At 61.5% G+C, this 26,567-nt stretch carries 22 protein-coding genes and 1 pseudogene; 10 read left to right on the forward strand and 13 right to left on the reverse strand.

Translation table 11 applies throughout. From position 1 onward, the window contains the following. Positions 1-21 precede the first annotated feature (21 nt). Genes E1573_RS14100 through E1573_RS14110 form a run of 3 tightly spaced genes read left to right on the forward strand, consistent with a single transcriptional unit; the run spans position 22 to position 1,933 of the window. Positions 22-582, forward strand: a complete 561-nt coding sequence (locus E1573_RS14100; protein WP_133214664.1) for a hypothetical protein — start codon at positions 22-24, stop codon at positions 580-582. Next, positions 579-1,493, forward strand: coding sequence for a hypothetical protein (locus E1573_RS14105; protein ID WP_133214666.1), 915 nt, complete (start codon positions 579-581; stop codon positions 1,491-1,493). Before E1573_RS14100 ends, E1573_RS14105 begins: the two co-directional genes overlap by 4 nt. A 5-nt stretch (positions 1,494-1,498) precedes the next feature. Continuing rightward, positions 1,499-1,933 (forward strand): hypothetical protein, encoded by a 435-nt coding sequence (locus E1573_RS14110; RefSeq protein ID WP_305955361.1) that lies wholly within the window; start codon positions 1,499-1,501, stop codon positions 1,931-1,933. Positions 1,934-2,181: 248 nt separating this feature from the next. Here E1573_RS14110 and E1573_RS14115 read toward each other — a convergent pair whose 3' ends face one another. From E1573_RS14115 to E1573_RS14125, 3 genes are all read right to left on the reverse strand, one after another. Next, complete coding sequence (locus E1573_RS14115) at positions 2,182-3,948, reverse strand: FAD-dependent monooxygenase (protein ID WP_133214668.1); 1,767 nt, start codon at positions 3,946-3,948, stop codon at positions 2,182-2,184. A 145-nt stretch (positions 3,949-4,093) separates the two neighbouring features. Beyond that, a complete protein-coding gene (locus E1573_RS14120) occupies positions 4,094-4,999 on the reverse strand; it encodes a VOC family protein (protein ID WP_133214670.1) in 906 nt (301 codons plus the stop codon). A gap of 74 nt (positions 5,000-5,073) precedes the next feature. Then, entirely contained in the window at positions 5,074-5,907 is an 834-nt protein-coding gene (locus E1573_RS14125) for a fumarylacetoacetate hydrolase family protein (RefSeq protein WP_133214672.1), read from the reverse strand. Between the two features lie 174 nt (positions 5,908-6,081). On the opposite strand from E1573_RS14125, the gene E1573_RS14130 reads away from it, so the two are divergent. The 3 genes from E1573_RS14130 to E1573_RS14140 all read left to right on the forward strand — a co-directional run bounded on the left by E1573_RS14130 (position 6,082) and on the right by E1573_RS14140 (position 9,522). Continuing rightward, positions 6,082-6,786 carry a GntR family transcriptional regulator gene (locus tag E1573_RS14130; RefSeq protein WP_256659535.1) on the forward strand — a complete coding sequence of 235 codons (705 nt, stop codon included), beginning with the start codon at positions 6,082-6,084 and terminating at the stop codon, positions 6,784-6,786. Positions 6,787-7,157: 371 nt separating this feature from the next. Beyond that, positions 7,158-8,576, forward strand: a complete 1,419-nt coding sequence (locus tag E1573_RS14135) for an OprD family outer membrane porin (protein ID WP_133214674.1) — start codon at positions 7,158-7,160, stop codon at positions 8,574-8,576. A gap of 25 nt (positions 8,577-8,601) precedes the next feature. Continuing rightward, on the forward strand, positions 8,602-9,522 hold the full coding sequence (locus E1573_RS14140; RefSeq protein WP_133214676.1) for a transporter: 921 nt from the start codon (positions 8,602-8,604) through the stop codon (positions 9,520-9,522). Here E1573_RS14140 and E1573_RS14145 read toward each other — a convergent pair. The 3 genes from E1573_RS14145 to E1573_RS14155 form a co-directional block, all read right to left on the reverse strand. Next, positions 9,519-10,907, reverse strand: coding sequence for a PLP-dependent aminotransferase family protein (locus E1573_RS14145; protein ID WP_133214678.1), 1,389 nt, complete (start codon positions 10,905-10,907; stop codon positions 9,519-9,521). The two genes, E1573_RS14140 and E1573_RS14145, sit on opposite strands and share 4 nt — an antisense overlap. Next, positions 10,904-12,379 carry a hypothetical protein gene (locus E1573_RS14150; protein WP_133214680.1) on the reverse strand — a complete coding sequence of 492 codons (1,476 nt, stop codon included), beginning with the start codon at positions 12,377-12,379 and terminating at the stop codon, positions 10,904-10,906. Before E1573_RS14150 ends, E1573_RS14145 begins: the two co-directional genes overlap by 4 nt. A gap of 813 nt (positions 12,380-13,192) precedes the next feature. Beyond that, the gene (locus tag E1573_RS14155; protein ID WP_133214682.1) at positions 13,193-14,215 is read right to left on the reverse strand and encodes a zinc-dependent alcohol dehydrogenase family protein; all 1,023 of its coding nucleotides are present in this window, start codon (positions 14,213-14,215) and stop codon (positions 13,193-13,195) included. Positions 14,216-14,414: 199 nt separating this feature from the next. Between E1573_RS14155 and E1573_RS14160 the strand changes: the two genes are divergently transcribed. After that, a complete protein-coding gene (locus tag E1573_RS14160; protein WP_133214684.1) occupies positions 14,415-15,329 on the forward strand; it encodes a LysR family transcriptional regulator in 915 nt (304 codons plus the stop codon). Between the two features lie 119 nt (positions 15,330-15,448). Beyond that, positions 15,449-15,772 (forward strand): gamma-glutamylcyclotransferase family protein, encoded by a 324-nt coding sequence (locus E1573_RS14165; RefSeq protein WP_133214686.1) that lies wholly within the window; start codon positions 15,449-15,451, stop codon positions 15,770-15,772. Positions 15,773-15,824: 52 nt separating this feature from the next. Here the strand turns inward: E1573_RS14165 and E1573_RS14170 are convergent, their stop codons facing one another. Further along, entirely contained in the window at positions 15,825-16,748 is a 924-nt protein-coding gene (locus E1573_RS14170) for a carbon-nitrogen hydrolase family protein (protein ID WP_133214688.1), read from the reverse strand. An 81-nt stretch (positions 16,749-16,829) separates the two neighbouring features. Between E1573_RS14170 and E1573_RS14175 the strand changes: the two genes are divergently transcribed. Further along, positions 16,830-17,729 carry a LysR family transcriptional regulator gene (locus tag E1573_RS14175; RefSeq protein WP_133214690.1) on the forward strand — a complete coding sequence of 300 codons (900 nt, stop codon included), beginning with the start codon at positions 16,830-16,832 and terminating at the stop codon, positions 17,727-17,729. Positions 17,730-17,781: 52 nt separating this feature from the next. Here the strand turns inward: E1573_RS14175 and E1573_RS14180 are convergent, their stop codons facing one another. From E1573_RS14180 to E1573_RS14205, 6 genes and pseudogenes are all read right to left on the reverse strand, one after another. Then, the gene (locus tag E1573_RS14180) at positions 17,782-18,981 is read right to left on the reverse strand and encodes a 3-oxoadipyl-CoA thiolase (protein ID WP_133214692.1); all 1,200 of its coding nucleotides are present in this window, start codon (positions 18,979-18,981) and stop codon (positions 17,782-17,784) included. Between the two features lie 5 nt (positions 18,982-18,986). Beyond that, positions 18,987-20,498, reverse strand: coding sequence for a 3-hydroxyacyl-CoA dehydrogenase (locus E1573_RS14185; RefSeq protein WP_133214694.1), 1,512 nt, complete (start codon positions 20,496-20,498; stop codon positions 18,987-18,989). A gap of 103 nt (positions 20,499-20,601) precedes the next feature. Further along, positions 20,602-21,744 carry an acyl-CoA dehydrogenase family protein gene (locus tag E1573_RS14190; RefSeq protein ID WP_133214696.1) on the reverse strand — a complete coding sequence of 381 codons (1,143 nt, stop codon included), beginning with the start codon at positions 21,742-21,744 and terminating at the stop codon, positions 20,602-20,604. Positions 21,745-21,756: 12 nt separating this feature from the next. Continuing rightward, positions 21,757-22,953 carry an acyl-CoA dehydrogenase family protein gene (locus E1573_RS14195; RefSeq protein ID WP_133214698.1) on the reverse strand — a complete coding sequence of 399 codons (1,197 nt, stop codon included), beginning with the start codon at positions 22,951-22,953 and terminating at the stop codon, positions 21,757-21,759. 56 nt (positions 22,954-23,009) lie between these two features. Further along, positions 23,010-23,852, reverse strand: a pseudogene (locus tag E1573_RS14200) (enoyl-CoA hydratase/isomerase family protein); the annotation flags it as partial. A gap of 66 nt (positions 23,853-23,918) precedes the next feature. Then, complete coding sequence (locus tag E1573_RS14205; protein ID WP_133214702.1) at positions 23,919-24,695, reverse strand: enoyl-CoA hydratase; 777 nt, start codon at positions 24,693-24,695, stop codon at positions 23,919-23,921. Positions 24,696-24,883: 188 nt separating this feature from the next. On the opposite strand from E1573_RS14205, the gene E1573_RS14210 reads away from it, so the two are divergent. Beyond that, complete coding sequence (locus E1573_RS14210) at positions 24,884-26,542, forward strand: AMP-binding protein (protein WP_133214704.1); 1,659 nt, start codon at positions 24,884-24,886, stop codon at positions 26,540-26,542. Positions 26,543-26,567: the final 25 nt, after the last annotated feature.

Raw genomic sequence — 26,567 nt, forward strand, 5'->3', positions numbered from 1 at the left:
GACGATAGCTTTCAAGTCAGCATGAAGAGCCATTTTGACATGGGCTTTTACGCTGGCCCCTTAGGCTTGGGCGGCGAAAGCACCATCGATGCCCTGACCATCGACCTGCCCGGGGCCGAGCCTGGCAGCGTCTATCTGAAGCTGAGCCTGATGGGGGACCCGTGGGATAGCCAGCTCTCCCGCCACTTGCGCACCAACTGCCCGCCCAGTGAGTACCGGGAGCCCAGGCCTTGGCGGGACATGACACCGCACTGGCTGCCCAGCAGCACCTGCAGCTGGATTCCGTTCAAGGACGGCCAAGGCTTGCGCCTCAGCGGTCCCTTCAGCGCCGACCGGGAGGTCCTGGGTTCAAAACCCCGCACCGTGTCCCTGCGTTTGTGGTACCGCTCTCCGTTAACCGCGCTGTTGGGCGCACGAGAGTTTATCGGCGGTGAACGGGGCGTGGCTTTCACCCTGAATGAGCACTCAGGCGTGGTTGCTCTTCGCGGCGACCCAACACCGGAACTGGATCGAATACAAAGATATGAGCTCGGCGCGGGCCTCCCCGGTTCCTATTCCCTGCAACCCAAGGACAACACATGAGCACGCCACCGGCAGGAACCACGAAAAAACGGCTGTTCTCGCGCAATGACTATCTGGCCCCGCTGCCCATTCCTACCGGCGAAAAGCCCTGTGACATGCTCAACATCATTTGGCGCAAGAATGAAGTGTTTCTCGATGTTGGCACTTACAGCATAGGTTCGGCGGTGATGATGATATGGCTAATGGCGATGTTATTTATGTTTATGTATCACATCACATCTAACTCCATAATATTGGGAGGTGGGCTTATCATCGTGGGTATCCCTATTTGCTTTGTGATCCAAGGCCTATTCCGTGAGGTGCCGCTACCCGTGCGCTTCAATCGGCAACGCCGTGAAGTATGCGTCCCACAGGCGGACGGCGAGTACTGGGTTATCCCTTGGGAAAGCGTGACCGCAGCGGCGACGCAGCATTCGTCGGTCAGTCAGGGAGGTAGAGTCACGATGGGCTTATTAGTCATCGGCTTTGAAAACCCTGACCCGCAGGCCAAGGACGATCACAAACACTTTTCAATGGGCTTCAACTGTGGCGGTGGCACCAGCGCCATGGCGTTGTGGGAGTGCATCCGCAGTTACATGGAAGTAGCGCCGGATGCAGTGCCTGATAGCCGAGTAGGTATTGCGCCCTATGAAGAAACGCAAATCGGCTCGATCATCACCGACTTGCGCAAGGGAGATCTGCTGCAGGTTTTATGGGGAATATTCTGTATTACGATTTTGGGAACATACCTCGCGGAGAAACTACAGAACTTGAAGTTGTCGCATCCTCCTGATTTGACCTACCCCGCCATCATCGAATGGTCCAAACCACTACCGCCCGAACAATGGGCCAAGCGTTCCCCGGAGTTGGAAATAGCCATCGCCGAGCGTGAGGCTGAGTTGGCTGCGCAGACGGCACAAGAGCAGGCTTGATGCGGATGTCGGTGCACCTCCGGTGGGAGCGGGCTTGCCCCGCGATTGTGGTGTATCAGACACATCGCATCGCGGGGCAAGCCCGCTCCCACCGCTTAGACCAGCCCCGTCACTTGGGTATGGAGGCGGTAGCTCTTGATTCTGGCGGTAGTCTGCACTACTTCATCGACTACATGAGGGATAAGGCTAAAACGCGCGGCTGGTTTCTAACAATATTGTGGGAGGGCTTTGTTGGGATAATAATTTTCAACGCCCCTTTGGCTGTATACCTTCAAAGGAAAAAGCTGTATCCACCACCCGACCTGACCTACCCCGCCATCATCGAATGGTCCAAACCTCTACCGCCCGAACAATGGGCCAAGCGTTCCCCGGAGTTGGAAATAGCCATCGCCGAGCGTGAGGCTGAGTTGGCTGCGCAGACGGCACAAGAGCAGGCTTGATGCGGATGTCAGTGCCCCTCCGGTGGGAGCGGGCTTGCCCCGCGATTGTGGTGTATCAGACACATCGCATCGCGGGGCAAGCCCGCTCCTACCGCTTTGAAATACACCTGGGCTTCGACCTGCCCCGTCACTTAGGCGTTACGGTCGCGAATGTGCTCGCCCAAAGCCCGGGCCGGTGACGATGTCGACGGTGCCGCCAGCCAGGCCGTTATCGGCCTGGCTGGTGAGGTGATTGAGGGCGGGGAAACTCAGTGACGGGCGAGAACGGTCTTCAGTGCTTGCAGCAGCTCCGCTTCAGCCGCAGGTGACGCACTTTGCGCACGCCAGGCGACATGATGGTCAGGACGAACCAGCACGCAGCCACCCTCTTCGATCCAGCGCTGACGGGCCCAGTCGCCGTAGCTGTCGCTATAGTCCAGGCCCAGGCCAATACGCCGCACCACAAGGTCGATGCCCAGCTCGCGCGCAGCCGATGCTGCGGCTTGGCTCCAGGCGTCGCCACCGTGCCCGGTGAGCAAGGTCATGCGCCCGTGGCCACAGATATCCAGGGTCGACAGTTTGCGCCCGCTGCGGTCATGCAGCCAGGCATGGGGCAAGTGTGCGCCCGGCCAAGTGGTCGGGTGGTAGTAAAGTTCGTGGTCACGGCTATACGCCGGTGCCTCGCTGCCATCACTCTGCACGGCACAACTGGCGTAGCGCTGACCGAGTTCGACACCGTGGCAATTGAACTGGTAATGCTGCAACTGGATCGCCTGCTCCAGCGCCGCGCGCCGCTCACGGCCTTCGGCGCTATCGGCATTGAGTTCGTTCAAGCTGGCCCAGCCCTCGGCCTCGCTCTGCCCTGGCTTGAATCCCAGCGCGTTGGAGATCGGCAGCATATTGCGCACGCTGGTCATGGCCCGGTCCACCACTTGACGCCCCACCGGCTGACGCTCCTGGCTGTAACTGTCGAGCAAGCCTGGCCCGGCCTCGCCCTTGAGGGTCATGGCCAACTTCCAGGCCAGGTTGTAGGCATCCTGAACCGAGGTGTTGGTGCCCAGGCCATTGGCCGGCGGGTGCCGGTGCACGGCATCGCCACAGCAGTACACTCGACCCTGGGAATAACGCTCAGCAACCACATGGTTGATCTGCCATTTGCTGGTCGCCAACACCTCCACCGGAAAATCCGCGTCGCCGATCACGCGTCGGGCCCGCTCGATCACCGCCGCCTCGCTCAGGTCCGGCTCGCCCTGGGCTGGGTCGTACATGAACAACATCACCCACTCGTCCCACGGACGTACACAAATAAAGGTACCGCTGCCGACCCAATAGTCATTGCCCGGCTGCACCATCCAGTAGAGCACGCCCGGGCGGCTTTCACAGAAGCGGCGCAGGTCGGCGCGCAGCCAGACGTTGACCGCACAGCCCAGGCCCATCTCGCCTTGCAGCGGGATACCGAGCAACTCCATCACCCGGCTGCGGGCGCCGTCGGCACCGATCATGTATTGCGCACGGACGTTGAACACACGCCCGGTCCCGCGATCGAGAATGCGTGCGGTGACGCCATCGGCATCCTGGGTGAAATCCAGCAGTTCGTGGTTAAAGCGCATCTCACTGCCGGCACGCAGCGCCTCATTGGCCAGAATCGGTTCCATCAGGTGCTGGGGGATGTTGCACATGGCCGACGGGCTGGCCAGTTCATAGTCGGACTTGCGCTCAATGGCGTTGCCCCAGGTGAGCAATCGCCCCAACTCCTGGCCGCTGAAACCGGTGGCCCAGATATTGTTGGCCATCAGTTCATGGGGGCTGGCAGCGGCGACCACCTGCGGCTCGACGCCCGCGTCGCGGAACACTTCCATGGTGCGCTGGTTGGTGATGTGCGCCCGCGGGCTGTTGGCGGTCCAGCGATACTTGTTGACCAGCAGGTTACGAATGCCATAGCGCGACAACAGTAAAGAGGCGGTCAGGCCGGACGGGCCGCCGCCAACGATCAGGACAGGAACCTCAATGGTTTCGGAGGTGCTTTGCGAATTCATGGTCGTACTCCGTACTCTTATTCTTGGATACGCAATGCCCAGGGCTCGCGGGTCACGATCAGCCGGCAAGCCGATCCCGTGCCGCAGGCCCGGGGCGTGCGGCAACGCATGAGACATGGGCGTCAGGGTTCAGCCGGCGTGGCGCTCAGCCGTTCGCCTCGGTGTTATGGATGAAGTAGCCGGGCACGTCGGGGCCCCAGAGGTACAGCGAACTCTCTGCCGGGAAATCCCCCGCAGGCCATTGGCTGCCGGCTTCGATAAAGTCCATCTCCGTGGAGTATTCGCTGAACGAGCCCCACGGGTCGCGGACGTAATGGAAAAAATTCGAGCCCAGGCAATGGCGACCTGTGCCCCAGCCCTCGACGTAACCTGCACGCATCATCTGCTGCGCGCCATTGCCCACCTCGTCGATGCTCGACACCTCCCAGGCGGCATGGTGAAAGCCCTTGGCCGTGCTGTTGGCAAACGCCACCAAGTGATGGTCACAGCCGTGCGGCGCATGGGTGAAGGCGATAACATCCTGAGAGCGGTCAGACAGCTTGAGCCCCAGTGCCTGCTCGTAGAACGCCACGGCCCGCGACACATCCGGGGAAAACAACAGCACATGAGACAAGCGCTGCGGGCGCACCTGGCCGACCGTGTCGCGACTGCCCACGCCGCGTACGCCACGCACGCTGCGGGGTGGCTCGGGACGGGTATCCGGCATGGTCTTGCGGCCCACTTTGATCTGCAGCAGGTTGCCGTCCGGGTCGTGGAACCAGAAACCGTTACCATCACCGTGGGTGAACAACGCGCCGCTGCGTGCAACTTGTTCGCGCAGCGCAGCGAAATCGGCCTCGAAGCAGTTGAAGCTGATCCACGCCAGCGACTTGCTCGCGCCCGGTAGCAGGCGCGCCCAGCAATGGCCGTCGTCTGCATACAGGTGCAACTGCCCTTCCTGCTCGCGCAGCACCAACCCGAAGTGCTCAAAGAAGTGCCTGCCCTGCTGCAACGATGGCACGAACAGCGCGTAATGATCGATCGAATGCACACCACAGGTTGTGATAGTCATGATCGCTTCCCTCGTCTTGTTGTTGTCGAAGCCCCGGGAAAGGGGCTTCTTTCAAGTGCCTGTGCGAGGCCGACTCAGGCTTCGTCCACCACTGGGTTAACCAGTACACCGATGCCTTCGATCGACACTTCCACCACATCGCCAGCCTTGAGGTAAACCTGCGGATTCATGCCGAAGCCGACACCGGCCGGGGTGCCGCTGACAATCACGTCGCCAGCCTCCAGGGTCACCGCCTCACTGAGGGTGGAGATGATGGTGGCGACGTCAAACAACATGTCTTCGGTATTGGCCGACTGCACCAGCTTTCCGTTGACTCGGGTCTGCAGCAGCAGGCCCTTGCCACCGGGTGGCAGCTCATCGGCAGTCACCAGGTCAGGGCCGAAGGCGCCGGTGTCGTCGAAGTTCTTACCGACCGTCCACTGCGGCGATTTGAATTGGTAGTCACGCACCGAGCCTTCATTGAACAGGGCGTAACCGGCCACGCACTCCAGCGCCTTGTCCTTGGGAATATGACGCCCACCCTGCTTGAGCACTACCGCCATTTCCCCTTCATAGTCGAGGGTGTCGGACACCCGTGGGCGTACCAGCGGCTGGTTATGGGCCGTCAGGCTGCTGGCAAAGCGTGGGAACAGGGTCGGGTAATCAGGCTGCGCGTAAGGCGATTCTTTGGTGTGGTCGGCATAGTTGAGGCCGACGCAGATGATCTTGCCGGGCTTGCGCATCAGCGGCAGGTAATCCTGCTCACCGATCTGCACCACCGCCCCCTGAGCGGCAGCGCCGTAGGTGCTCAGGTCTACCCCGCGCGCCAGCAGCGCCTCCAGGGTTTCTTCGCCCAGCACTTTAACGCCTTCTGGGGTACGGACACCGAGTACGGCGCGGCCTTGGTGCTTGAAAGACACATAACGCATGGATCGTGACCTCTTCTTGTGTTGTTCGGCCACCGTCAGGCAAGACGGCATGGGTGAAAACTAAGCCCAAACAAATATACGGTCAACAATAAAATATATTTTTCATCAGATTTTCTATAAACGAGGCTGTGTGTATGATGGCTGCACACCGTTGATGCACGCTGGGAGTCTGCTATGAACCAACCTGAACGCTGGATGGAGTCAGCCACTGGCACCGACAAGCGCACCATGGCTTCCCAGCTGGAAACCCGGGTTCGACAAGACATCATCACCGGGCGCCTGGTGCCGGGCAGCAAGCTGCGTCTGAAGGAACTCGCCGAGTCGTATGACGCCGGGGTGATCCCCCTGCGCGAAGCCCTGTCGCGCCTGGCGGCCACCGGCTTTGTGGTAGCTACTGAACAGAAAGGCTTCAGCGTCGGGCACATTTCTGCAGAGGAAATCCGAGACATCACCCGTACCCGCTTGCTGATTGAATGCGAGGCGTTGCGGATGTCCATCACCCAAGGCGACCTGGACTGGGAAAGCCGCCTGATCGCCACCCACCATCGCCTCGATCGCCTCCCGGTGGTTGAGGGCCCGGAAAGAATGTTGCGCCCGGACTGGGAACAGGCGCATGAAGCCTTTCACACCGCCTTGCTGGCAGGCTGCGACTCGCCCTGGCTGATGCGCTTTACTGGCATGTTGCGCGACCAGACCGCCCGTTACCGGCAACTGTCGATGCACTACGCGGGCAGCATTGACCGCGACGTACCGGGAGAGCACCGAGCCTTGCTGGATGCGGCGCTAGCCCGTGACGTCGAGCGCGCCTGCGCCTTGCTCAGCGAGCACTACGAAACCACCACCCGCAACGTCCTCAAGCACGAACGCCTGAGCGACTGACTTCCCGGCAGCACCGCGCTGCTGTAGGAGCGGGCTTGCCCCGCGATAGCGACCTGTCAGCCATACCGCAATCGCGGCGCAAGTCCGCTCCCACCGGGATGGCTTCATGGCCAATTAATGCCCCACACGTCAGTTGATCCCACACCGGCAAACGGTAGCGGCAAAGTCCCTATGCTCGGCTACCTTCAATATCGGGCACAAGCAATTCATCGTTCCACAAACAGAACATAGAAGCCCGTTCATGTGGATTACGCGCCCACCTCAAACCCACTAAAGTCAGCCGTTATTCGATCAAGGCCGTCGATTGCGACGCATTCTGTCCTCTCAACGTACCCGTATTAGAACAACGACATTTTGGGGGCAATGCACCGATGAGCCGGATCACCCCGCGCCAATCCCCCTTGCTGGCCCTGAGCCTGGTATGCGCCTCTTCTGCCAGTCAGGCCGATAACTCCCTGGGCCAACGGGACAACATCAACATCGACCTGACCCAACGCCAACACGCAGAGCTGGCGATTCCAGCCGGGTTGGTCAATGGCTCAAGCCTTAACGGCCTGCTGCGCAATTACTACTTCGGCCGCGACAACCACCACACCCCGGCACGACGCGATCAGCGTGAGTGGGCGCAAGGTGTGCTGTTGTCCTTGCGCTCCGGCTACACCGACACCGTGATCGGCATGGGGCTGGATGTGCATGGTTTCAGCGCCCTGAAGCTCGACGGTGGTGGCGGCCGCGGCGGCGCCGGGTTGATGCCACTTGATAGCCAGGGCAAACCGCAAGACGAATTTGCCGCCGCCGGTGCCGCGTTGAAGTTCCGCGCCTTCGACAGCCTGCTCAAGGTCGGTGACCAACTGCTGGAAAACCCGCTGATCGCCAGTGGCAGCAGCCGCCTGTTTCCCCAAAGCTACCGCGGCGTGACGATCAAGAACTTCAGCCTCGACGCAGTCATGTTCGATGCTGGCTGGGTCGAGTCGACCCGCCTGCGCAATCAAAGCGGCCACAGTGACCTGCAAAGCGCCTATGGCAACGGCAACCGTGCCGGTGTCGCGCCTGATCGGGAAAGTTCACACATGACTTGGCTGGGTGCTACTTACACCGCCCCTCAATCACTGAGCCTGAGCGGGTACAGCGGACGCCTGCAAGACCTCTGGGACCAACACTACCTGGGCCTGAGCCGGACCTTTGCATTAGCGCACGAGCTTCGTCTGACGCCGTACCTGCACTACTACAAAACCCGCGACCAGGGCCGCAGCCAACTGGGCCCCATCGATAACGATGCCTACAGCGCCGGCCTGACCCTGGCACAAGGCAGCCAGTCACTGACCCTGGGGTTACAGAAAATCGACGGCGACACGCCGTTCGACTTTCTCGCCCAGAACGATCGCACCTTCCTGTACCTGAACAACGCCATGCAATACGCCGACTTCAACGGCCCGGGCGAGAAATCCTGGAAGCTGCAATACCAGACCAGCCTGCAGGCCCTGCGCGCGCCCAACCTGCAGTTCAGTATCGGCTACACCCGCGGCGAAGCCGACCTCACCCGTGTCGACCCTGCCAGCCCTGGCTATGGCTACATCTATAACCCCGACGGCAAACACGCCAAGCACTGGGAGCGCGACATCGCCTTGCGCTATGCCGTGCCCGAAGGCCAGGCCAAGGGCCTCAACCTGACCCTGCGCTGGGCCAGCCACCGCCCCGGCGACGGTTACACCGCCCCCGGCAACACCCGCGGCAACGCCAGCGCCGACGAATACCGGGTGATCCTCGATTATCCGTTCAACCTGCTTTGATCAACGCCCGACAAGAGACCAACGCATGCGTGCAACACACCTGTCCACCCTTGGCCTGCTCTGGCCCCTGCTGTGTCTGGAAGCCCAGGCCGACAGCGTCAGCCTGCCCCCCTTGCCGCTGGGTAACACCAGCTTCCTGGACGGCATCACCATGCCCGGCATGCTGTTCGAGCTGCCGTTGCAATACAATCGCAGCAATCAGGCGGTTGACGCCGGTGGCCACTCGGTACCCGGCAAGCAACGGGTGCGCAGTGCCACCTTGCTCCCGCACTTTGCCTACATCAGTGAACAGCGCATTGCTGGCGCCTACTACGGCGCTGAAGTGCTGTTACCGTTGGTTCACCTGGACCTGGACATCGACGGCGGCCCGCAAGGCACCCGCACCCGTCAGGGCGACCTGGTGGTCAGCCCGTTACTCTTGCAATGGGACCCAGTGACCCTGTTCGGACGCCCCTTCTGGCAGCGCTTGAACTTCGTCTTCACCCTCCCCACCGGCGACTACGACAAGAACGCCGAGATCAACACCGGCAGCAACGTCTGGACCTTCAGCCCGCACTACGCCTTCACCTGGCTGGCCAGCGAGCGCCTGGAGTTCAGCGGCCGCCTGCACTACGCCTGGAACAGCCGCAATGACAGCCCGGCCGAGCGCCTGCAAGCCAGCGATATTCAACCCGGCGAAGCTGTGCACAGTAACTTTGCAGCATCCTATGCACTGGACGAACACTGGCGAGTCGGCCTGGCCGGCTACCACCTCAAGCAGATCAGCGCCGACCGCATTGATGGCCATCGCCAGAAAGACTCCAAGGAACAGGTATTCGGCTTTGGCCCAGGGGTGCGCTACAGCACCGGCGGGCACAGTGTGTTCGTTAACTACTACAGTGAGTCTGGTGCGCGTAATCGGGCCGAGGGCGATCAGCTGACCCTGCGCTACCTGTTGGCGTTTTAGGCCAGTTGCAGCGCCTCACGCAGCACACTCAAACCAGCCTGCAAGTCATTGTGCGCCGAAGGCGGCCACCCCAGGCGCAGATGCTGGCGATAGTCGCCTTGCAAGCTGAACAACTCACCCGGTGCAATCACCAGCCCTTGATCGAGCATGCGGTGGAACAGCGGGCGGATGTCCAGGGTTGTGTGTGCCTGCGCCCAGATAGTGGTGCCACCTTCGGGCATATGGAACTGCAGGTGTGGCCCCAGCTGCACCTGCATCTGCCGGTACAAATGGGCGACGCGCTCCTGCAATCGCATTCGGGCCTGCTCCAGGTGTACGTCAACCCGCCCTTTGGCATACAACCGCGCCACTGCTTGCTGGCGTAACGGCGGCAAGCGAAAACCGCGGAGCATGAACTGACGCTGCAAACGCTGCGGGCAGTGGCGTGTCAGGGCATATGCATAAGGTGCTTCGGCGCCCACTGTGCGCTCCAGTGACGAGAACACCAGCAAGCGCTGCGGGTCGACCAATTCACGCAGCAAGCTTTGGGGCGGCGCAGCAAAGCAGTACTCGCTCTCCAGGTCATTCTCCAGCAGCCACACGTCGTACTCCGCCAACAGCTGGGCAATCGCTTGCTGCTGGGCCTGTGGCTGCAGGCTGCCGTGCGGGCTGTTCAAGCGTGAGGCGAGCATGACCATACGCACCGGTTCGCGCTTGAGCACCTCGGTGAAGCGCTCCAGATCCACTGCACCATCACTGCCTAATGGCAGCTCGATAACCCGCAAACCGGTAGCCTGCAAGATTCTCAGCAGGCGCCAGGAACAGGGCGTTGTTACCACAATCGTACACCCCTGCAACTCCACTGCAGCCAGCACGGTCTCGAACAACGCGTGCAGGTCCACCGCCAGGTAGACATCCTCGGCATTCCAGTACAGTTGCACCGAGCGGGTATAGCGCGCCGCCAGGGCGGTTCGCAATTCCAGATCACCACAAGGGTGGGCGCAACCGGCAGGCCGTGGGTTGTTGCGCAACAGTTGACGCTCGACACCGAACAAGCTGGCCTCCAATGAAGGCAGCGACTGCACACCACTGAACGCCAGCATTTGCGGGCTGCTTGCGTGCTGCTGCAGTTCTTGCACCATGTCATCGGCGTACAGCGCCTGGGCGACCAGCGTGCCACCCCTGGCAAAGTAGCCCGACTTCGGCACGGACTGCACACGCCCCTCGTGCTCAAGCAGCGAATAGGCGTACTGAACCGTTGAAATCGACACGTTCAAGCGTTGGGCCAGATCGCGCAGTGAAGGTAACTTGCTGTAACTGCCAGGGGGCATCTGCGCGATCAGCTCACCCAGGTAGCGATACACCGCCTGGTAGGCGAACTCGCTGTTTTTTGTCCGCTGCTTCATCTACGAACGCCGACCTGCACATCCTGCAGAAACCTGCTGTCTGCCACCCTCACCTGCAAATGGCGCAGGTCGGCACCGCGCGCCTGCAAACTGGTCAACAGGCAATCAACCGAGCGCTGGTTTAACGGCCTACGGCTGTACAGGCTTTGCAGCATCGGCAGCGGCAAGCCGCTGATGTCCACCAGCCATTGCACCACCGGCTCAGGCGCAGGCTGACCGCGCAAGGCTTTATGCAAATACGGCACTGCCACCAGCATGCCGGGGTGGCATCGACGCAAAAACGCCTCCAGTTGCAAGCCCCGCCCCATAAATGGGCTGAACAGCTGGCACACCAGTTGCGCTTCACTGAGCCCGTAGGCTCGTGAGGCAAAATCATTGGCTTCGACACGCCGCTGCTCCAGCGCACTGGGCTGCCACGCAGTAAACAGGCGAGTCTGCACGGCAGTAGGCACCCCCTTGCGTTGCAGGCTGCAGCGCACGTGTTGCAAATACGCGTCGATACCATCGCGGTAGCGGGTGTTGTCGATGAACTCGGCGCGAAGCCCCTGCAGGTGTGCCAACAGCAAGGGATTGGCAGCCCCTGAACGTTCACAGGAAAACGCCTGCTCATCAAACCGATAACCCAGAAAGCGGTTCAGCCGCTCGCCATGGGAGGCGTCACCGTCGAACACCAGGTCGTCGATGGAAATGAAGCGTAGCGCGGGCCTGAAGTCGTTGTCGGGCGTCACCGGCTGTGGTGCGGGCGGCTCCTGCCCGTGCAACAGGTTCAAGTAGCGCGTGTGCAGTTCGCTCAGGCCTTCAAGCAGCGATGCTGCGCAACTGTGGATCGGACGTACCCCGAGCAAGTCGGCATTGCGCAGCGAACGCCGGCTCCAGGCCAGATAGCGTCGACGATCGACCAGGCACTCGGCACTGATAATGGCATCGACACCGCCTTTCCAGCGCAGCGCCTGCAATGCCAGCTCGGCCAAATGCAAATAACCGTGGCTGGCGAAGTTCACCCAGTGAGGCGCATCGCCTGCCAGATGCCCACACAGCAGCAACTCCTGTCGTTCTGCCTGGCGCTGCTCGGCAGAGGGGGCACGGCGATGCTCATAGGGCATCAGTTGGCCGGCATCCAGCACCAGCAAATCGATACGCGGGTCATCATGCATAAACAACCGCGAGAACGTGCTTTCGATGTTTGCCAGCGTTGTTGCGCTCATGCCGGCTTGCCAGGCCGTGGCAATGCGCAGCTGGAAGGTGCCGGGCGAGCGTGCAGCAATACTCAACTGCGCCGCACGCACGCAAGCCAGGGCCTGGGCGCTTGACTGGCTGGCGTCGAGCACGAACATCAAACGCAGATCCCTGATCCGCTCGCTGCCTCCGGCGGTCACAATCAACCGTTGTATCAACAACTGCAGCGAGGCCTTTTGTGCCTGCGACAAATGCTCAAGTAACCGTTGTAATACTTGCTGATATATATACTGCATGGCCTGGTCGTGAATATTGCCCATAACGCCCACCTGAATTTCAGTTACGGCCGCCTGAATAACACTGCTCCTGCATCGTCATTCAATCAGCAGAGATAAGGACCCACCTAATATCCTAAGAACTTTCCCACAAGTTCCTACAGAAACTTATAGGCACACCAAACACATCCTACAAACCTCTGCAACACCACGTCATTACGGGCTCCTGCCCGTCGAGTAACCATCATCACCTCATGCTCCCTGAGCAAACCAACTAATGGCCATTATCGGCAGTTGATCGGTGAATAAAAGATACAGAACGCGGTAAAAAAACCGTTCAGAACCAGAAGGGTCAATATTAAGAAATGAGCTGAACAACAGGGACATACAACTTAAAACAGCCTGACTCCCACCTTGCGCGGGCCAAACAAATAGTTGAATTGTTCGAAATCCATTGAGGAAGATTTCGATCTGGCAGGCTGTTACGGGCTATCTTTCGATAACTCAGTGGGAGCAACTGCCTTGCAGGGCTTTACCCGAAATGACCATTGACCATGAAGCCAGCCCCCGGTGGGAGCTGGCTTGCCCTGCGATCTGGCGCGAAGCGGCAGCAATTCAGTCGCCTCGGTATGTCAGCTGTCTTGTAAGCAGCTGTTTTTACGGCCGCTGCGCAGCCGATCGCGGGGCAAGGCCCGCTCCCACCGGGTTTACCCGCACCTCGGGCCATCAACTTGCCATTCGCCGCTCTCACTCCAGATTCTATTCCTTCCTCAAGACACAAGCGGGCTAGCTCCCACCAAGGCTTGGATCAAATGCTGATTGTTGATCCAATGATCAGGCGTCGGCGACTTCCAGCACCAAGCGCCCCCCACAGGGGCATTCGTCCATGTAGCGATGCGCTTCAACCACACGCTCAAGCGGATAAACCTTGATGATCTGCGGCGTGAGCAGCTTGTCGGTGGTGAACTGGTTGATATCACGCAGCGCTCGTTGCAGGGCCACCTGGTCCTGACTGATACCCAGCTCGGGCTTGCCAGTGAAGTTGCCGATGCAATGTACAAAGAACTGAATGTTCTTCTGAAACGCCGCGCAGGCCGGAAACGGTGTTTGATTGCCGCCCTGCAGGCCGTACAACACCAGGCTGCCGCGTGGTGCCAGAACATCGCCGAGCAGCGACATCTGCGGGCCACCGAGACCGTCGAGGACCATGTCGACCCCACGGTTTTCGGTGTACTTGTTGATCTGCATAAGCAGGTCTTGCTCTTCGGTGACAATAACCTTGTCGGCGCCCAGCGAGAGCAGGTATTCGCGATCCTCCGCCTCTTTGGTGGCGGCAAACACTTTCAGGCCCAGCGCCTTGCCCATCTGCACAAAGGCCGGCCCGGCACAATGGCTGGCATCGGTAACCAGCGCCGTTTGCCCGGCTTTGGCCCGCGCCAGGTCAACATAGGCGAAATAGGCAATCAGCATTGGCGTGTAATGCACGCTGGCTTCAATCGGTGTGAGGTTTTGCGGGTAGCGGGTCACGGCATTGCGCGGCAAAACGATGATCTCACCATACACCGGATAGTCGTTGGCACTGGCCGCAGGAAAACTGGCCACCGCGTCACCCACAGCCAAATCATCGACGCCGTCGCCCACGGCGATGACCACACCCGCCATTTCATGACCCATACCTGCAGGCAAGCGTGCCTGTGACGGCGCCAGGTTCTGGCGCCAGAGCACGTCGTACCAGCTGATGCCAATCGCCTGAACGCGAATCTGCACCTCGCCGGCAGCCGGCTGCGGCACGGCCTGCTCTTCGATCTTGAGCACCTCGGCCGGGCCGAATTTATGGAAACGGATCATGCGGGACATCGCAAACCTCGCCTAGTGAACCTCTAATACCCTGAACTCTATCCGGGCTTTTGCGGTTAGACCATCCGTGGCCATTAATAGTCAACATGCCTGTCATTGATTGAAGGTAATGCCGCAGGCAGCAAATTATGCGGTGCAGGGTAACAGCCTTTACCCGTAAGATTCACCCCTGCCCCAAACGTCCAGTGAAGTTGAGCCGATGAACCGTAACGACTTGCGCCGCGTCGACCTGAACCTGCTGATCGTCTTCGAGACGTTGATGCACGAACGTAGCGTAACCCGCGCAGCGGAAAAGCTGTTCCTCGGCCAACCGGCGATCAGTGCTGCGCTGTCACGCCTGCGCAACCTGTTTGACGACCCGCTGTTCGTACGCACGGGCCGCAGCATGGAGCCCTCGGCGCGCGCGGTGGAAATCTTCGCCTTGCTGTCCCCCGCGCTCGACTCGATCTCCACCGCCGTAAGCCGCGCCGCCGACTTCGACCCGGCCACCAGCACCACGGTGTTTCGCATTGGCCTGTCCGACGATGCTGAGTTCGCCCTGCTGCCACAGTTGCTCAAGCGCATTCGGGCCGAGGCCCCCGGTATTGTGTTGGTAGTGCGCCGGGTCAACTACTTGTTGATGCCAGCACTGCTGGCCAGCGGTGAAATCTCGGTGGGCGTCAGCTGGACCAACGACTTGCCCGCCAACGCCAAACGCAAAGTATTGCGTCGCAGCATGCCGAAAGTGCTACGTGCCGACAGCATGCCTGGCAGCCTGAGCCTCGACGACTTCTGCGCCCGCCCCCACGCGCTGGTATCGTTTGCCGGCGATCTGAGCGGTTTTATGGATGAAAACCTCGAAAAGCTGGGGCGCAAACGTCACGTGGTTCTGGCCGTTCCGCAGTTCAATGGCTTGGGCAGCCTGCTGACCGGCACCGACATCCTCGCTACCGTGCCCGACTACACCGCTGAGGTACTGACTGCAGCGGGCGGCCTGCGGGCTGAAGATCCGCCGCTGGAAGTGCAGAGCTTCGAACTGCACATGGCCTGGCGCGGCTCGCAGGATAATGACCCAGGCGAGCGTTGGTTGCGTTCGCGCATTCAGATGTTCTTCGGCGACCCTGACAGTCTCTGACGCCCCTTGGCCGTACTGGCTGATCATGTCACCGAATCCCTGATAATGACGGGCAGCGACAATTGCCTTGCCCCCGGTCCTACGTCAGGATTACGCCCCTTGGAACAGTAGGAACACCTATGCAACGTCTCTTCGTTTATGGAACCTTAGGGCCAGGGCGGCCAAATGAACATGTGATGCTGAACATCGGCGGCGACTGGCAGCCTGCCATGCTAAAGGGCCGTTTGGAGCAAGCCGGTTGGGGCGCCGAAATGGGCTTCCCGGGTTTGGTCATCGCGGACGATGGTGATGAGATTCACGGCCACGTTTTCTCTTCAGAGAACTTTCCCGCCCATTGGCCGGCACTTGATGAGTTTGAAGGCGCCGAGTACCAGCGTGTCCTGACCAACGTGACGCTGGCCAGCGGCGCGGTGATTGAGGCTTACGTCTACGCCCTGCGTTAGCCAAAAGTGCTCAAGCCCCCTGTAAAAACGGCGCCTCAGGCGCCGTTTTTGATCATTGCTCAAACCTGACCGTGTGCTTGGGGCGCTCATCCACCGTCAGTGAAAACACGTCAGGGCGCGCATAGTGGCCAACCACATCGAAGTCGTAGCGGGCACGCACCAACTCATCCAGATCAATCTCGGCCGTCAGCAACCCCGTCTCATGCTTCAACGGCCCGGCCAGCACCTCACCCAATGGCCCGACGATTACGCTGTTACCTTGAATCAGCGGGCGATCTGGCTCCCAATGAGGCACCTCAATCCCCAGCGCGTTGGGTGACGGTTGCACCTGACACGCACTGATGAGAAACACCCGCCCTTCATGCGCGATGTGCCGCATCGACGCCTGCCACACATCCCGCTCGTCCACGGTCGGCGCGCACCACACCTGCACGCCCTTGGCATACATGGCCGTGCGTAACAGGGGCATATGGTTCTCCCAGCAAATTGCAGCACCGATACGCCCGACCGGCGTGTCGACTACAGGCAGTGTCGAACCATCACCCTGCCCCCAGATCAGCCGCTCTGTGCCGGTGGGCATCAACTTGCGGTGCTTGGTCACCAGCCCCTGCGTGGGTGAGAAGAACAGCGCGGTGCAGTACAGCGTGTTGCCTGAACGCTCGATGACGCCAATCACAAGCTCGGCTCCGGTACGCGCTGCCAGACCCGCGAGTTCGTCGGTTTCCGCGCCTGGCACATCGATCGCGTTGGCGTAGTACTGCGCATAGGCCTCACGGCCTTGCGGCAAGCGATACCCCAGATAGGTGCCAAACCCCTCGCCTTTCGGATAACCGCCGAGCAAGGCTTCTGGCATGACCACCAGGCGAGCCCCTGCCGCCTTGATCTCTTCTTCAAAGCCAAGAATCTGCTCCAGCGTGGCCGCCTTACCCAGTGGGGACGCACCGATCTGCAGCGCAGCAACGATTGATCGAGACATCTCAAAGCTCCGTGAATGAGTAGTTGCCTGATGGTGCTGGCGCTGGAATCATTCATCAATCGCGCACGGCGAGAATCTGATATGAATGAAATTGATTTCAGAACCATGGACCTCAACCTGCTCAAGGTCTTCGAAGCCCTCCATGAGGAAGGCGGTGCAGGCCGCGCAGCGATTCGCCTGGGCTTGACCCAATCGGCGGTCAGCGCCGCACTCGGACGGCTGCGTACCCTGTACGCCGACCCCTTGTTTGCCCGCACCGGTCGCGGCCTGCGCCCCACGGCCAAAGCCCTGGAACTGCGGCCGGTGATTGCCGAAGCCCTTGATCGTTGCCGGCACAGCCTGGCACTGGCCACACAGCAGGCAAACCTCGGCGGCCGCACCTTGACCCTCGGGCTGTCGGACGATTATGAAATTGCTTACGGTTTTACACTGGCGTCCCGCGTGCAGGCGCAATTGCCCGGCCTGCGCCTGATCCTGCGCCAAACCCACAGTTTGCTGGCCAATGACATGTTGATGGCCCGAGAAATCGACTTGTCCCTCAGCGCCGGTGGGATCGTGTCACGCACCCTGGGCCGCCAGGTGCTGGGTACGGGAAATTACGCCTGCGTCGTTGATCCTGACCATGCCCCAGCTGATGCTCTGACGCTGGATGAGTACCTACGGCGCGATCACGTCCTGGTTTCATCTGGCGGGTTTATCGGCGTGGTGGATGAAGCGCTGAGCACCTTGCAGCGCAGCCGTCATGTGCGCGTCTCCACCACCCACTTCGCTGCACTGCCTCATCTGCTATTAGGCAGCGATGCAGTGGCCACACTCCCCCGCCATGCCGCGCAAGCCTTGGCCCGAGTGACCCGACTGCGCTGCATGGAGTGCCCAGTGCCGATGCCGCAATATTCAATAGAACTGGGCTGGCGCCTCGAAAGCCAGCGCGATCCTACCCTCCAACAACTCAAAGCACAGGTGGTCAGCCTATTCCGGTAGGAGCGGGCTTGCCCCGCGATAGCGATATATCAGTCACATCGCACCACCACTCCTACAGCCGCTCAACCACGCACGCGATCCCCTGCCCCAAGCCGACACACAAACTGACCAAAGCATAACGCCCACCACAACGCTCCAGCTGACGCACCGCGCTGTACACCAGACGCGCCCCGGAAGCGCCCAATGGGTGGCCGATGGCAATCGCGCCACCATTGGCGTTGAGCCGTGAATCGTCGAATGCCACGCCCATCTGCCGCGCACAACCCAGCACCTGACTGGCAAAGGCTTCATTGATTTCGATGACGTCCATGTCCGCAAGGCTCAAGCCTGCCCGTTGCAGGGCCTTGGCGCAGGCCGGCACCGGCCCCAAGCCCATCAGCCGTGGCTCGACCCCCGCCACCGCGCCAGCGAGGATACGCGCCCGAGGTGCCAACCCGACCCGCTGCCCCACCGCCAGCGAACCCACCAGCAACGCCGCAGCACCATCATTGATGCCCGAGGCATTACCGGCAGTGACCACACCCCCTTCGGCCAATGGCCGCAGCGCTGCCAATACTTGATAGGTGCTGTCCGGGCGCGGATGCTCATCGCGGTCGATCACCTTGGGGGATTGCTTGCGACCTTGCGGCACTTCAACCGGGTGAATCTCACCGGTAAAGAAACCTTCACGCGCCGCTGCGGCGTAACGCGCCTGACTGCGTGCGGCGTAATGGTCGGCCTGCTCACGGCTGATGTCCAGTTCGCGGGCGACGTTATCAGCCGTTTCGGCCATGGTATCGGCACCAAACATCTGCTCGATTCGCGGATTAGGGAAGCGCGCGCCCAGGGTGCTGTCGTACACCTGAATGTCACGGGCATACGCGCTCTGCGCCTTGGCCATGACAAACGGTGCACGACTCATGCTCTCGGCGCCGCCGGCAATGAACAGCTCACCTTCGCCACAGCGCACGGCCCGCGCGGCATCAAGCACCGCCGCCAGGCCGGAACCGCACAGGCGGTTGACGGTAAGCCCGCCCAGCGTCACCGGCAACCCGGACAGCAAAGCCACGTGCCGCCCCAGGTTGCGGCCATCTTCACCGGCCTGGCTGGCACAACCGACAATCAAGTCTTCATAGTCGTCGGCGGCAAATGGATTGCGCGCCACCAAGGCACGCACCACACCCGCCAACAGGTCGTCCGGGCGAACGCTGGCAAGCGCTCCGGCATGGCGGCCGAAGGGGGTGCGTAAGCCGTCGTAGAGGTAGGCACTCATGCTCATCACTCCGCAGTGGTCAGGGGTAAGCCCAGTTGCACACGACGGCGCAGCCAAGGGCTGAGTCGATAACGCGGGTCTTGGTACTGGCCGTGTATCGCCTGAAGGATCTGCATGATCCGCGAGGCACCGTAGTGGTCGCCGAATGCCAGTGGGCCGTAGGGGTAACCCAACGCCAACTGCACGGCACGGTCCAGTGTCTGCGGGTCGGCAATACGCTGCTGCGCAATGTCGCAACCCAGATTGACTAGCGTGGCCAATACCCGCTGGGCGATGAAGCCGGGTGAGTCGTTGATGACTTCCACCGGTACACCATCAGCACCCAAGGCATACCGCGCTTGCGCCTGAACGGCGGGATCAAGTGCCGGTTGACGCATCAGCACCCGACGCTTGTCGAACCCAGCGAAGGTATCCACGGCCAGGCTGCGCGCGGGCGGCAACTCCAGACGGGCGATGACGCTGCTGGCATCTTCGCCCAGCGGTGTTAGCAGGCAGATTGCCTCGGCGCTGGGCTGCGGGCCGGTTTCCAGCCGCGCACCTGCCTGCGCCAACACGGCGGCGACTTGCTCGCGCACCTCGGCATCAGCGCTGTCGAGCCAGAACGGGCGAATCATGGCCACCGGTTCAGCGGGCTCCAGCGCCGGTAACTGCGCCACGCCATCCGCATAGCGATAGAATCCCTGCCCACACTTGCGTCCCAACAACCCTGCCGCCAGACGCGCAGGCACCAAGGCGCTGGGAGCGTAGCGTGGGTCTTGATAGAACTGCTGATGCACCGAGGCCATGACGGCATGAGCGACATCCAGCCCCACCAGGTCGAGCAGCTCGAACGGCCCCATGCGAAAACCCAGGCAATCCTTGAGAATGCGGTCGATCTGCTCGGGCGTGGCAATGCCTTCGGCGAGTATGCGCAACGCTTCCGGGCCATAGGCGCGGCCAGCATGGTTAACCAGAAAGCCCGGTGAATCCGGCGTCACCGCAGCAAAGTGGCCGGCTTGCGTCGCTACAGCGCACAAGCGCTGGATGACCTGCGGGTCAGTACGTTCGCCGCGCACCACTTCGACGATTTTCATCAATGGCACCGGGTTGAAGAAGTGAAACCCCGCGACCCGCTGCGGATGTTGGCAAACACTGGCGATTGCCCCGATGGACAACGATGAAGTGTTGCTGGCCAGCACCGCGTCAGGCGCAACCAGCGCTTCAAGGTCGCGAAACAATGCCTGCTTGGCCTCCAGCTGTTCAACAATCGCCTCGATCAGCAAGTCGCAACCGGCCAGCTCGGCCAGGCTTCGCGCCGGGCGCATGCGCGCCACGGTCGCGTTCAGCGCATCGGCGCCAAGTTTGCCCCGCTTTACCAAACGCTCAAGCTGCTGGCGATTGTCGGCCAGCGCCTGATCGATGGCTTCAGTGCGGCTGTCAAACAGCAACACCTCAACACCTGCCGTGGCGAACAGCTGCGCGATTCCACGGCCCATCGCGCCGCTGCCGATCACGCCGATCTGTTTGAAAGTACCCATGAGGCCTCCTTACTGTGCCGTGCCCAATTGACGTTGAAGTCCACCGCACGCTTTACCGCTACCCGTGCTTGCATGCACTTGTCCTCTGCTGACGTCGGGGCGCTCACGCCACGTGCAAGCGCGCGGCGTAGGCCTGCAGATGGTGATCGTCGTCACCCAATTGATGGCTGAGCATGACCAGACGCTTGGCGTGGTGCGCCAACGCGTACTCCCAGGTCATGCCAATGCCGCCATGCAGCTGGATCGATTGTTCGGCGATAAACCGCGCCGCACGGGTGACGATGAACTTGGCCGCGCTCAGCCGTTGGCTGCGTGTGTCGCTGTCGGGCTGGTCGGCAACACAGGCGGCGAGGATCGCCATCGAAGCGGCCATTTCCAGTTCGGCACGCAGGTCGGCCATACGGTGCTGCAACACCTGGAGCTTGCCGATGGGCGCACCGAACTGCTGACGGGTTTTCAGGTACTCAAGGGTCAGTTCACAGGCCACCTGCATACTGCCCACCGCTTCGGCGCATTGCCCGGCAATTGCCCGGCCCTGCTGGTAACGCATGGCGGGCAACGCATCCCCGAGGCTGCCGAGCAACTGTTCAGCCGTCACCTGTACGTCCTCCAGGATCAGGTCGCAGGCCCGTGGACCATCAATGGTGGCGTAATCACGACGACGCACACCGGGCGCCTGCGGATCAATCAAAAACAAGCTGATGCCCTGCTCGTCGCGTTCAGCTCCGCTGGTGCGGGCGCTGACCAGAATCTGTCCGGCACTGCCGCCGCCCATCACCACCACCTTGTGCCCGTTCAGGCACCAGCCACCGTTGACCGCCTCGGCGCGGGCTTGCACGTCTTCCAGGCAGTAATGGCTCTGGGGCTCTTCAAAGGCCACGGCCAGCTGTTGGTCACCCGTAATGACCGCGTCCAGCAGCGCCGTCTGCTCTGCATTGCTGGCCAGCTGTTGCAGCAGGCCACCGGCGTAGATCTGCGAGTACAGATACGGCTCCAGGCACAAGCCTCGGCCCAGCTCGGTCATGACCAGCCCATTGTCCACACCGTTGCCGCCCAGGCCGCCCGCCGCTTCGCTGAACGGCACGGCGGTCAGGCCCAGGGCACACAGCTGCGACCAGAACGGCGCACTGTGGCCCAGGGCGCTTTGCGCCACCTGCTGGCGCTGCTCGAAGGCATAGGTGTCACGCACCAGGCGGGCCAGGGTGTCTTGCAGCATCTGCTGCTCTTGCGTCAGTTTGAAGTCCATGGCGTGCCTCCCTCAGAGTGCGAGAATCATCTTGCTGATGATGTTCTTTTGAATTTCATTGGAGCCGCCGTAGATCGACAGCTTGCGCAGGTTGAAGTACTGACTGGCGGGCGCCGCGCTGTAGCCGGTGTGCCGCGGCTCGATCACCTCGTCCAGCTCAAGTTCGGCGTCGACAAAGGGTAAGGCGTGTACCCCCAGTGCCTTGCGCAGCAGGTGGCTGATGGCCTGGCGGATCTCTGAGCCCTTGATCTTCAGGATCGAACTCTCTGCACCCGGCACCCCGCCGTCCTGGGCCGTGGCGAGAATGCGCAAGGTGCTCATTTCGATGGCCATCAATTGCATTTCCAGCTCGGCAATCTGCGCGCGGAACAGCGGGTCGTCGAGCAGTGCGCGCCCGCCCCGCCGTTCACTGGCCGCCACCTGTTTCAAGTGCGCCAGTGCCGCCTTGGAGCCGCCGATGCCGGCCTGCCCAGTGCGCTCGTGGGTCAGCAGGTACTTGGCGCAGGTCCAACCTTGGTTTTCCTGCCCGACCAGATTGGCCAGTGGCACCCGCACGTCATCGAAGAACACCTCGTTGACTTCGTGCTCACCTTCCAGCGTGATGATCGGGCGCACGGTGATGCCCGGCGTGTTCATATCGATCAGCAGAAAGCTGATGCCACGTTGCGCCTGTGCCTCGGGGTCGGTGCGCACCAGGCAGAAAATCATGTCGGCATGCTGACCGAGGGTCGTCCAGGTTTTCTGGCCGTTGACCACGTAGTGGTCGCCCTCGCGCACGGCGCGGGTTTTCAGGCTGGCCAGGTCAGAGCCGGCGCCCGGTTCGGAATAGCCCTGGCACCACCAGTCCTGGCCGTCGAGGATGCGCGGCAAGTAATAGGCCTTCTGTGCCGGCGTACCGAACTTGATGATCACTGGCGCAACCATGTTGACCCCAAAGGCGATCAACCGTGGTGCCCCCGCCGCCGCACACGCTTCATCGAAGATGTGCCGTTGCACCACGCTCCAGCCGGTACCGCCGTATTCCACCGGCCAGTTGGCGGCGTACCAGCCCTGCGCGGCGAGAATGCGTTGCCAACGCTGGTGGTCGGCCTTGCTCAAGTGTTTACCCAGACGCACCTTGCTGGCGATGTCGTGTGGCAAGTGGCTGCTCAGAAAGTCACGCACCTGTTCGCGAAATTCGAGTTCGCCGGGGGTGTAGTCGATGTCCATGAAGCACTCCTCGATTGAAAAGGATCGCCAGCGCGTCAACCGACGCTGCGCTTGGCCTTGGCCGCCTGACGTTGGGCAAAGAACTGCTGCACCAGCGCCGCGCGTTGCGGTGAGTGCATGCACTCCTGAAAAAGTGCCCGCTCCCGTTGCAGTCCGGCGCTCAGCGGCAGGCAGGTCGCCGCTTCGACGGCGGCGATGCAGCGCAGCGGTGCAAACAGTTCGGGGCGCTCGTTGCGCTCACGCTGGCGCCGCGCCTCGAACAGCGCGCAGTCCGCCACATCGCTGAGCAAGGTGCGCTCGCCAGTGCGCCTTGGCATCGCCCTGGCGTTGAGCAACTGACGGGCATGGGCCAGGCCTGCGGCCAACGGTTCAGCGTCAAACAGCTGATCCACCAGGCCACAGCCTTCGGCTTGCGCGGCTTCGATAGGCTCACCGCTGACAATCATCTCCAGCGCCCGCGCCACACCTACCAGGCGCGGCAAGCGTTGGGTGCCACCGGCACCGGGCAGCAACCCGAGCTTGACCTCCGGCATGCCCAAGCGCGTCGAGCGCTGGGCGATGCGGTAATGACAGGCCAGCGCAACTTCCAGACCGCCGCCCAGCACCGAGCCATGCAGCACCGCCAGCACCGGTTTCTGACAGGCTTCGATGACCTGGATCAGCTGTCCGAGCGACGGTGCCTGAGGCGGCTGGCCGAACTCGCGGATATCGGCGCCCGCAATAAAAGTGCGACCGGCGCAATACAGCATCAATAAGCCGACCTGCGGATCAGCCTCGGCCGCGTGCACAGCCTCCAGCAGGCCCGCACGCACTTCGTGGCCAAGGGCGTTTACCGGTGGGTTGTCGACACAAATCAGCGCCAGGTCATCAACCCGCGTCAGGTGTACAGGGACGGACATCGAACAGCTCCTGCAGTGCATGCCTGCTGTTGTTCTGGTGGGGCCGTAACGTTGAGGCCACAGGCCTCAGCGGTGCGTCCAGACGGGTTCACGCTTTTGCACAAAAGCTTGCATACCTTCCTTCTGGTCGGCGCTGGCGAAGCTGGCGTGCAGCAGGCGCCGTTCATACAACACACCTTCGGCCAGGGTCGTTTCGAAGGCGCGGTTGACCGCTTCTTTGTTCAACTTGACCGCCATCGACGAGTAGCTGGCGATCTGTTCAGCCACCTGCAGAGCTTCATCGAGCACGCGCTCGGCTGGTACCACGCGGCTGACCAAGCCACTACGCTCTGCTTCATCGGCGTCGATGAAACGCCCGGTCAGGCACAAGTCCATCGTCCTGGCCTTGCCGATCGCACGGGCCAGACGTTGCGTACCACCCGCCCCCGGCAATGTGCCAACCCGCACTTCAGGCTGACCGAAACGCGCCGTGTCGGCGGCGATGATCAGGTCGCACATCATCGCCAGCTCGCAACCGCCGCCCAGTGCCAGCCCTGCCACGGCGGCGATCACCGGCTTGCGACAGCGGCACACCTCCTCCCAGTTGGCAGTCACGAACTCTTCCAGATAGACGTCGGCAAAGCCCTTGCTCTGCAGCTCGGCAAGGTCGGCACCAGCGGCAAACGCCTTGCTGTTGCCGGTGATAACGATGGCGCGTGTCTGCCCGTCGCGCTCATAGGCGCGCAGTGCCTCGCCCAGTTCGCTCATCAAGGCGTTGTTGAGCGCGTTGTGTACTGCCGGCCGGTTCAGCCGGATCAAGCCGACCGGACCGTGCTGCTCAACGAGGATGTTGTTATAGGCCATGGCGGCACTCCTCTTTCAGTTGACTCCGACACCCCTGACACCCAGGCATCGACCTTGGACCGAGTCTATCCACCACAAAACATAAAGACAACATGTTGACATATTAATTTTTGCAGGCGTATTGTTTGCTCAACGCCAACGCCGTCATCGCTGGCGCTATAGTCGCGTACTAATCACTGGTACATACAATGAAAACAACAACAAGCCAGCTTTCGGAACGTCGTTCAGCCATGCGTGCCTCTGGCGCATGGAATGACAAGATCATTACAGAATATTGGGATGTCGCCCTGCAGGAAGCACCCGAGCACACCGCACTGGTGGCCTATCGGGTAGGCGATGATCAACGTGTCACCATGAGCCGCCGCGAACTCGACATTCACGTCACCCGCATTGCTGTCGGCCTGGCGGCACTGGGGGTAGAAAAAGCCGACGTGGTGTCGTGCCAGTTGCCCAACTGGTGGCAGATGTTTGCCTTGCACTTGGCCTGCGTGCGCATTGGCGCGGTGCTCAACCCGCTGATGCCGATCTTCCGTGAGCGCGAACTGCGCTTCATTCTTGAGCATGCGCAAAGCCGAGTGCTGGTAGTGCCCAGCAGCTTTCGTGGCTTCAACTATGCCCAGATGGCTAACAACCTGCGCGACACCCTGCCCCGGCTCGAACACGTGCTGACCATCGGCGGCGACGACAGCTTCACCCAGCAGTTGCTGAACCGCGCCTGGGAACGGGAGACCGACGCTCGGGCCCTGTTTAACAGCCGCCGCCCCCACGCCGATGACGTCGTGCAATTGCTGTACACCTCCGGCACCACCGGCGAGCCCAAGGGTGTGCTGCACAGCTCCAATACCTTGTTCGCCAACGTGCGCCCCTATGCCGAACGCTTGCAGTTGAACCACAACGATGTGCTGTTCATGGCCTCCCCGATGGCCCACCAGACCGGCTTTCTCTACGGCTTGATGATGCCGGTGTACCTGCAGGCCACTGCGGTGTTGCAGGATGTCTGGGACCCACGCTTTGCCGCCCGCGTGGCCGCCGCCGAGCGCCCGACCTTCACCATGGCTTCCACCCCGTTCCTCGCCGACCTGGTCGAGATCGCCCCGCAGCATCACGACGCCCTGTCTTCGCTACGAGTCTTCGCCGCCGCTGGCGCGCCGATCCCCAGCATCCTCGTAGAGAAAGCCAGCAGCGCCATTGACGCGCGCATTGTCTCGGCCTGGGGCATGAGCGAAACCGGCGCGGTGACCATGACCCACCTCGATGACCCGGTGGAACGGGCGATTCACAGCGATGGCTGCGCCTTGCCGTACATGGAAGTGAAAGTGCTCGACGATCACGGCCAACCCACCTTGCCCGGTATTGAAGGCCACCTGCTGGTGCGTGGTGCGAGCCTGTTCATCGGCTACCTGAAACGCCCCGAGTGGTATGCCGTGGATGAAGACGGCTGGTTCGAAACCGGCGATCTGGCGCAAATGGACGCGCAGGGCTACATCCGCATTACCGGGCGCACCAAGGATGTAGTGATTCGCGGCGGCGAGAACATCCCGGTGGTCGAAGTCGAGAACCTGATCTACACCCACCCGGCGGTAACCGCCGTGGCCCTGGTCGGCTTCCCCGACGAGCGTCTGGGCGAACGGGTGTGCGCCTACGTGACCCTGCATGAAGGCGAAGCGCCCCTGACCCTGGCCGCGCTGGTGACGTATCTGCAGCAACACCAACTGAGCAAGAACTACCTGCCCGAGCACCTGGAAGTCCTGCCAGAACTGCCGCGCACGCCCTCGGGAAAAATCCAGAAATTCAAACTCCGCGAGCGGGCCCGGGAAATTCGCCTGCACCCAACCACACCTGCCTGACCCTTAGCCATTAATAAGAGAGACA

This window comes from Pseudomonas sp. H9 (assembly GCF_004353925.1).
In the GTDB taxonomy this organism is placed as follows: domain Bacteria; phylum Pseudomonadota; class Gammaproteobacteria; order Pseudomonadales; family Pseudomonadaceae; genus Aquipseudomonas.

What these genes read in the sequence shown, in the direction of transcription:
- E1573_RS14135 (WP_133214674.1), top strand. Translation starts at nt 7,158, where the DNA reads ATGAGCCGGATCACCCCGCGCCAATCCCCCTTGCTGGCCCTGAGCCTG.
- E1573_RS14160 (WP_133214684.1), top strand. Translation starts at nt 14,415, where the DNA reads ATGAACCGTAACGACTTGCGCCGCGTCGACCTGAACCTGCTGATCGTC.
- E1573_RS14130 (WP_256659535.1), top strand. Translation starts at nt 6,082, where the DNA reads ATGAACCAACCTGAACGCTGGATGGAGTCAGCCACTGGCACCGACAAG.
- E1573_RS14165 (WP_133214686.1), top strand. Translation starts at nt 15,449, where the DNA reads ATGCAACGTCTCTTCGTTTATGGAACCTTAGGGCCAGGGCGGCCAAAT.
- E1573_RS14175 (WP_133214690.1), top strand. Translation starts at nt 16,830, where the DNA reads ATGAATGAAATTGATTTCAGAACCATGGACCTCAACCTGCTCAAGGTC.
- E1573_RS14100 (WP_133214664.1), top strand. Translation starts at nt 22, where the DNA reads ATGAAGAGCCATTTTGACATGGGCTTTTACGCTGGCCCCTTAGGCTTG.
- E1573_RS14145 (WP_133214678.1), bottom strand. Translation starts at nt 10,907, where the DNA reads ATGAAGCAGCGGACAAAAAACAGCGAGTTCGCCTACCAGGCGGTGTAT.
- E1573_RS14115 (WP_133214668.1), bottom strand. Translation starts at nt 3,948, where the DNA reads ATGAATTCGCAAAGCACCTCCGAAACCATTGAGGTTCCTGTCCTGATC.
- E1573_RS14105 (WP_133214666.1), top strand. Translation starts at nt 579, where the DNA reads ATGAGCACGCCACCGGCAGGAACCACGAAAAAACGGCTGTTCTCGCGC.
- E1573_RS14210 (WP_133214704.1), top strand. Translation starts at nt 24,884, where the DNA reads ATGAAAACAACAACAAGCCAGCTTTCGGAACGTCGTTCAGCCATGCGT.
- E1573_RS14205 (WP_133214702.1), bottom strand. Translation starts at nt 24,695, where the DNA reads ATGGCCTATAACAACATCCTCGTTGAGCAGCACGGTCCGGTCGGCTTG.
- E1573_RS14140 (WP_133214676.1), top strand. Translation starts at nt 8,602, where the DNA reads ATGCGTGCAACACACCTGTCCACCCTTGGCCTGCTCTGGCCCCTGCTG.
- E1573_RS14170 (WP_133214688.1), bottom strand. Translation starts at nt 16,748, where the DNA reads ATGTCTCGATCAATCGTTGCTGCGCTGCAGATCGGTGCGTCCCCACTG.
- E1573_RS14180 (WP_133214692.1), bottom strand. Translation starts at nt 18,981, where the DNA reads ATGAGTGCCTACCTCTACGACGGCTTACGCACCCCCTTCGGCCGCCAT.
- E1573_RS14195 (WP_133214698.1), bottom strand. Translation starts at nt 22,953, where the DNA reads ATGGACATCGACTACACCCCCGGCGAACTCGAATTTCGCGAACAGGTG.
- E1573_RS14190 (WP_133214696.1), bottom strand. Translation starts at nt 21,744, where the DNA reads ATGGACTTCAAACTGACGCAAGAGCAGCAGATGCTGCAAGACACCCTG.
- E1573_RS14110 (WP_305955361.1), top strand. Translation starts at nt 1,499, where the DNA reads ATGTCGGTGCACCTCCGGTGGGAGCGGGCTTGCCCCGCGATTGTGGTG.
- E1573_RS14120 (WP_133214670.1), bottom strand. Translation starts at nt 4,999, where the DNA reads ATGACTATCACAACCTGTGGTGTGCATTCGATCGATCATTACGCGCTG.
- E1573_RS14125 (WP_133214672.1), bottom strand. Translation starts at nt 5,907, where the DNA reads ATGCGTTATGTGTCTTTCAAGCACCAAGGCCGCGCCGTACTCGGTGTC.
- E1573_RS14185 (WP_133214694.1), bottom strand. Translation starts at nt 20,498, where the DNA reads ATGGGTACTTTCAAACAGATCGGCGTGATCGGCAGCGGCGCGATGGGC.
- E1573_RS14155 (WP_133214682.1), bottom strand. Translation starts at nt 14,215, where the DNA reads ATGTCCCGCATGATCCGTTTCCATAAATTCGGCCCGGCCGAGGTGCTC.
- E1573_RS14150 (WP_133214680.1), bottom strand. Translation starts at nt 12,379, where the DNA reads ATGCAGTATATATATCAGCAAGTATTACAACGGTTACTTGAGCATTTG.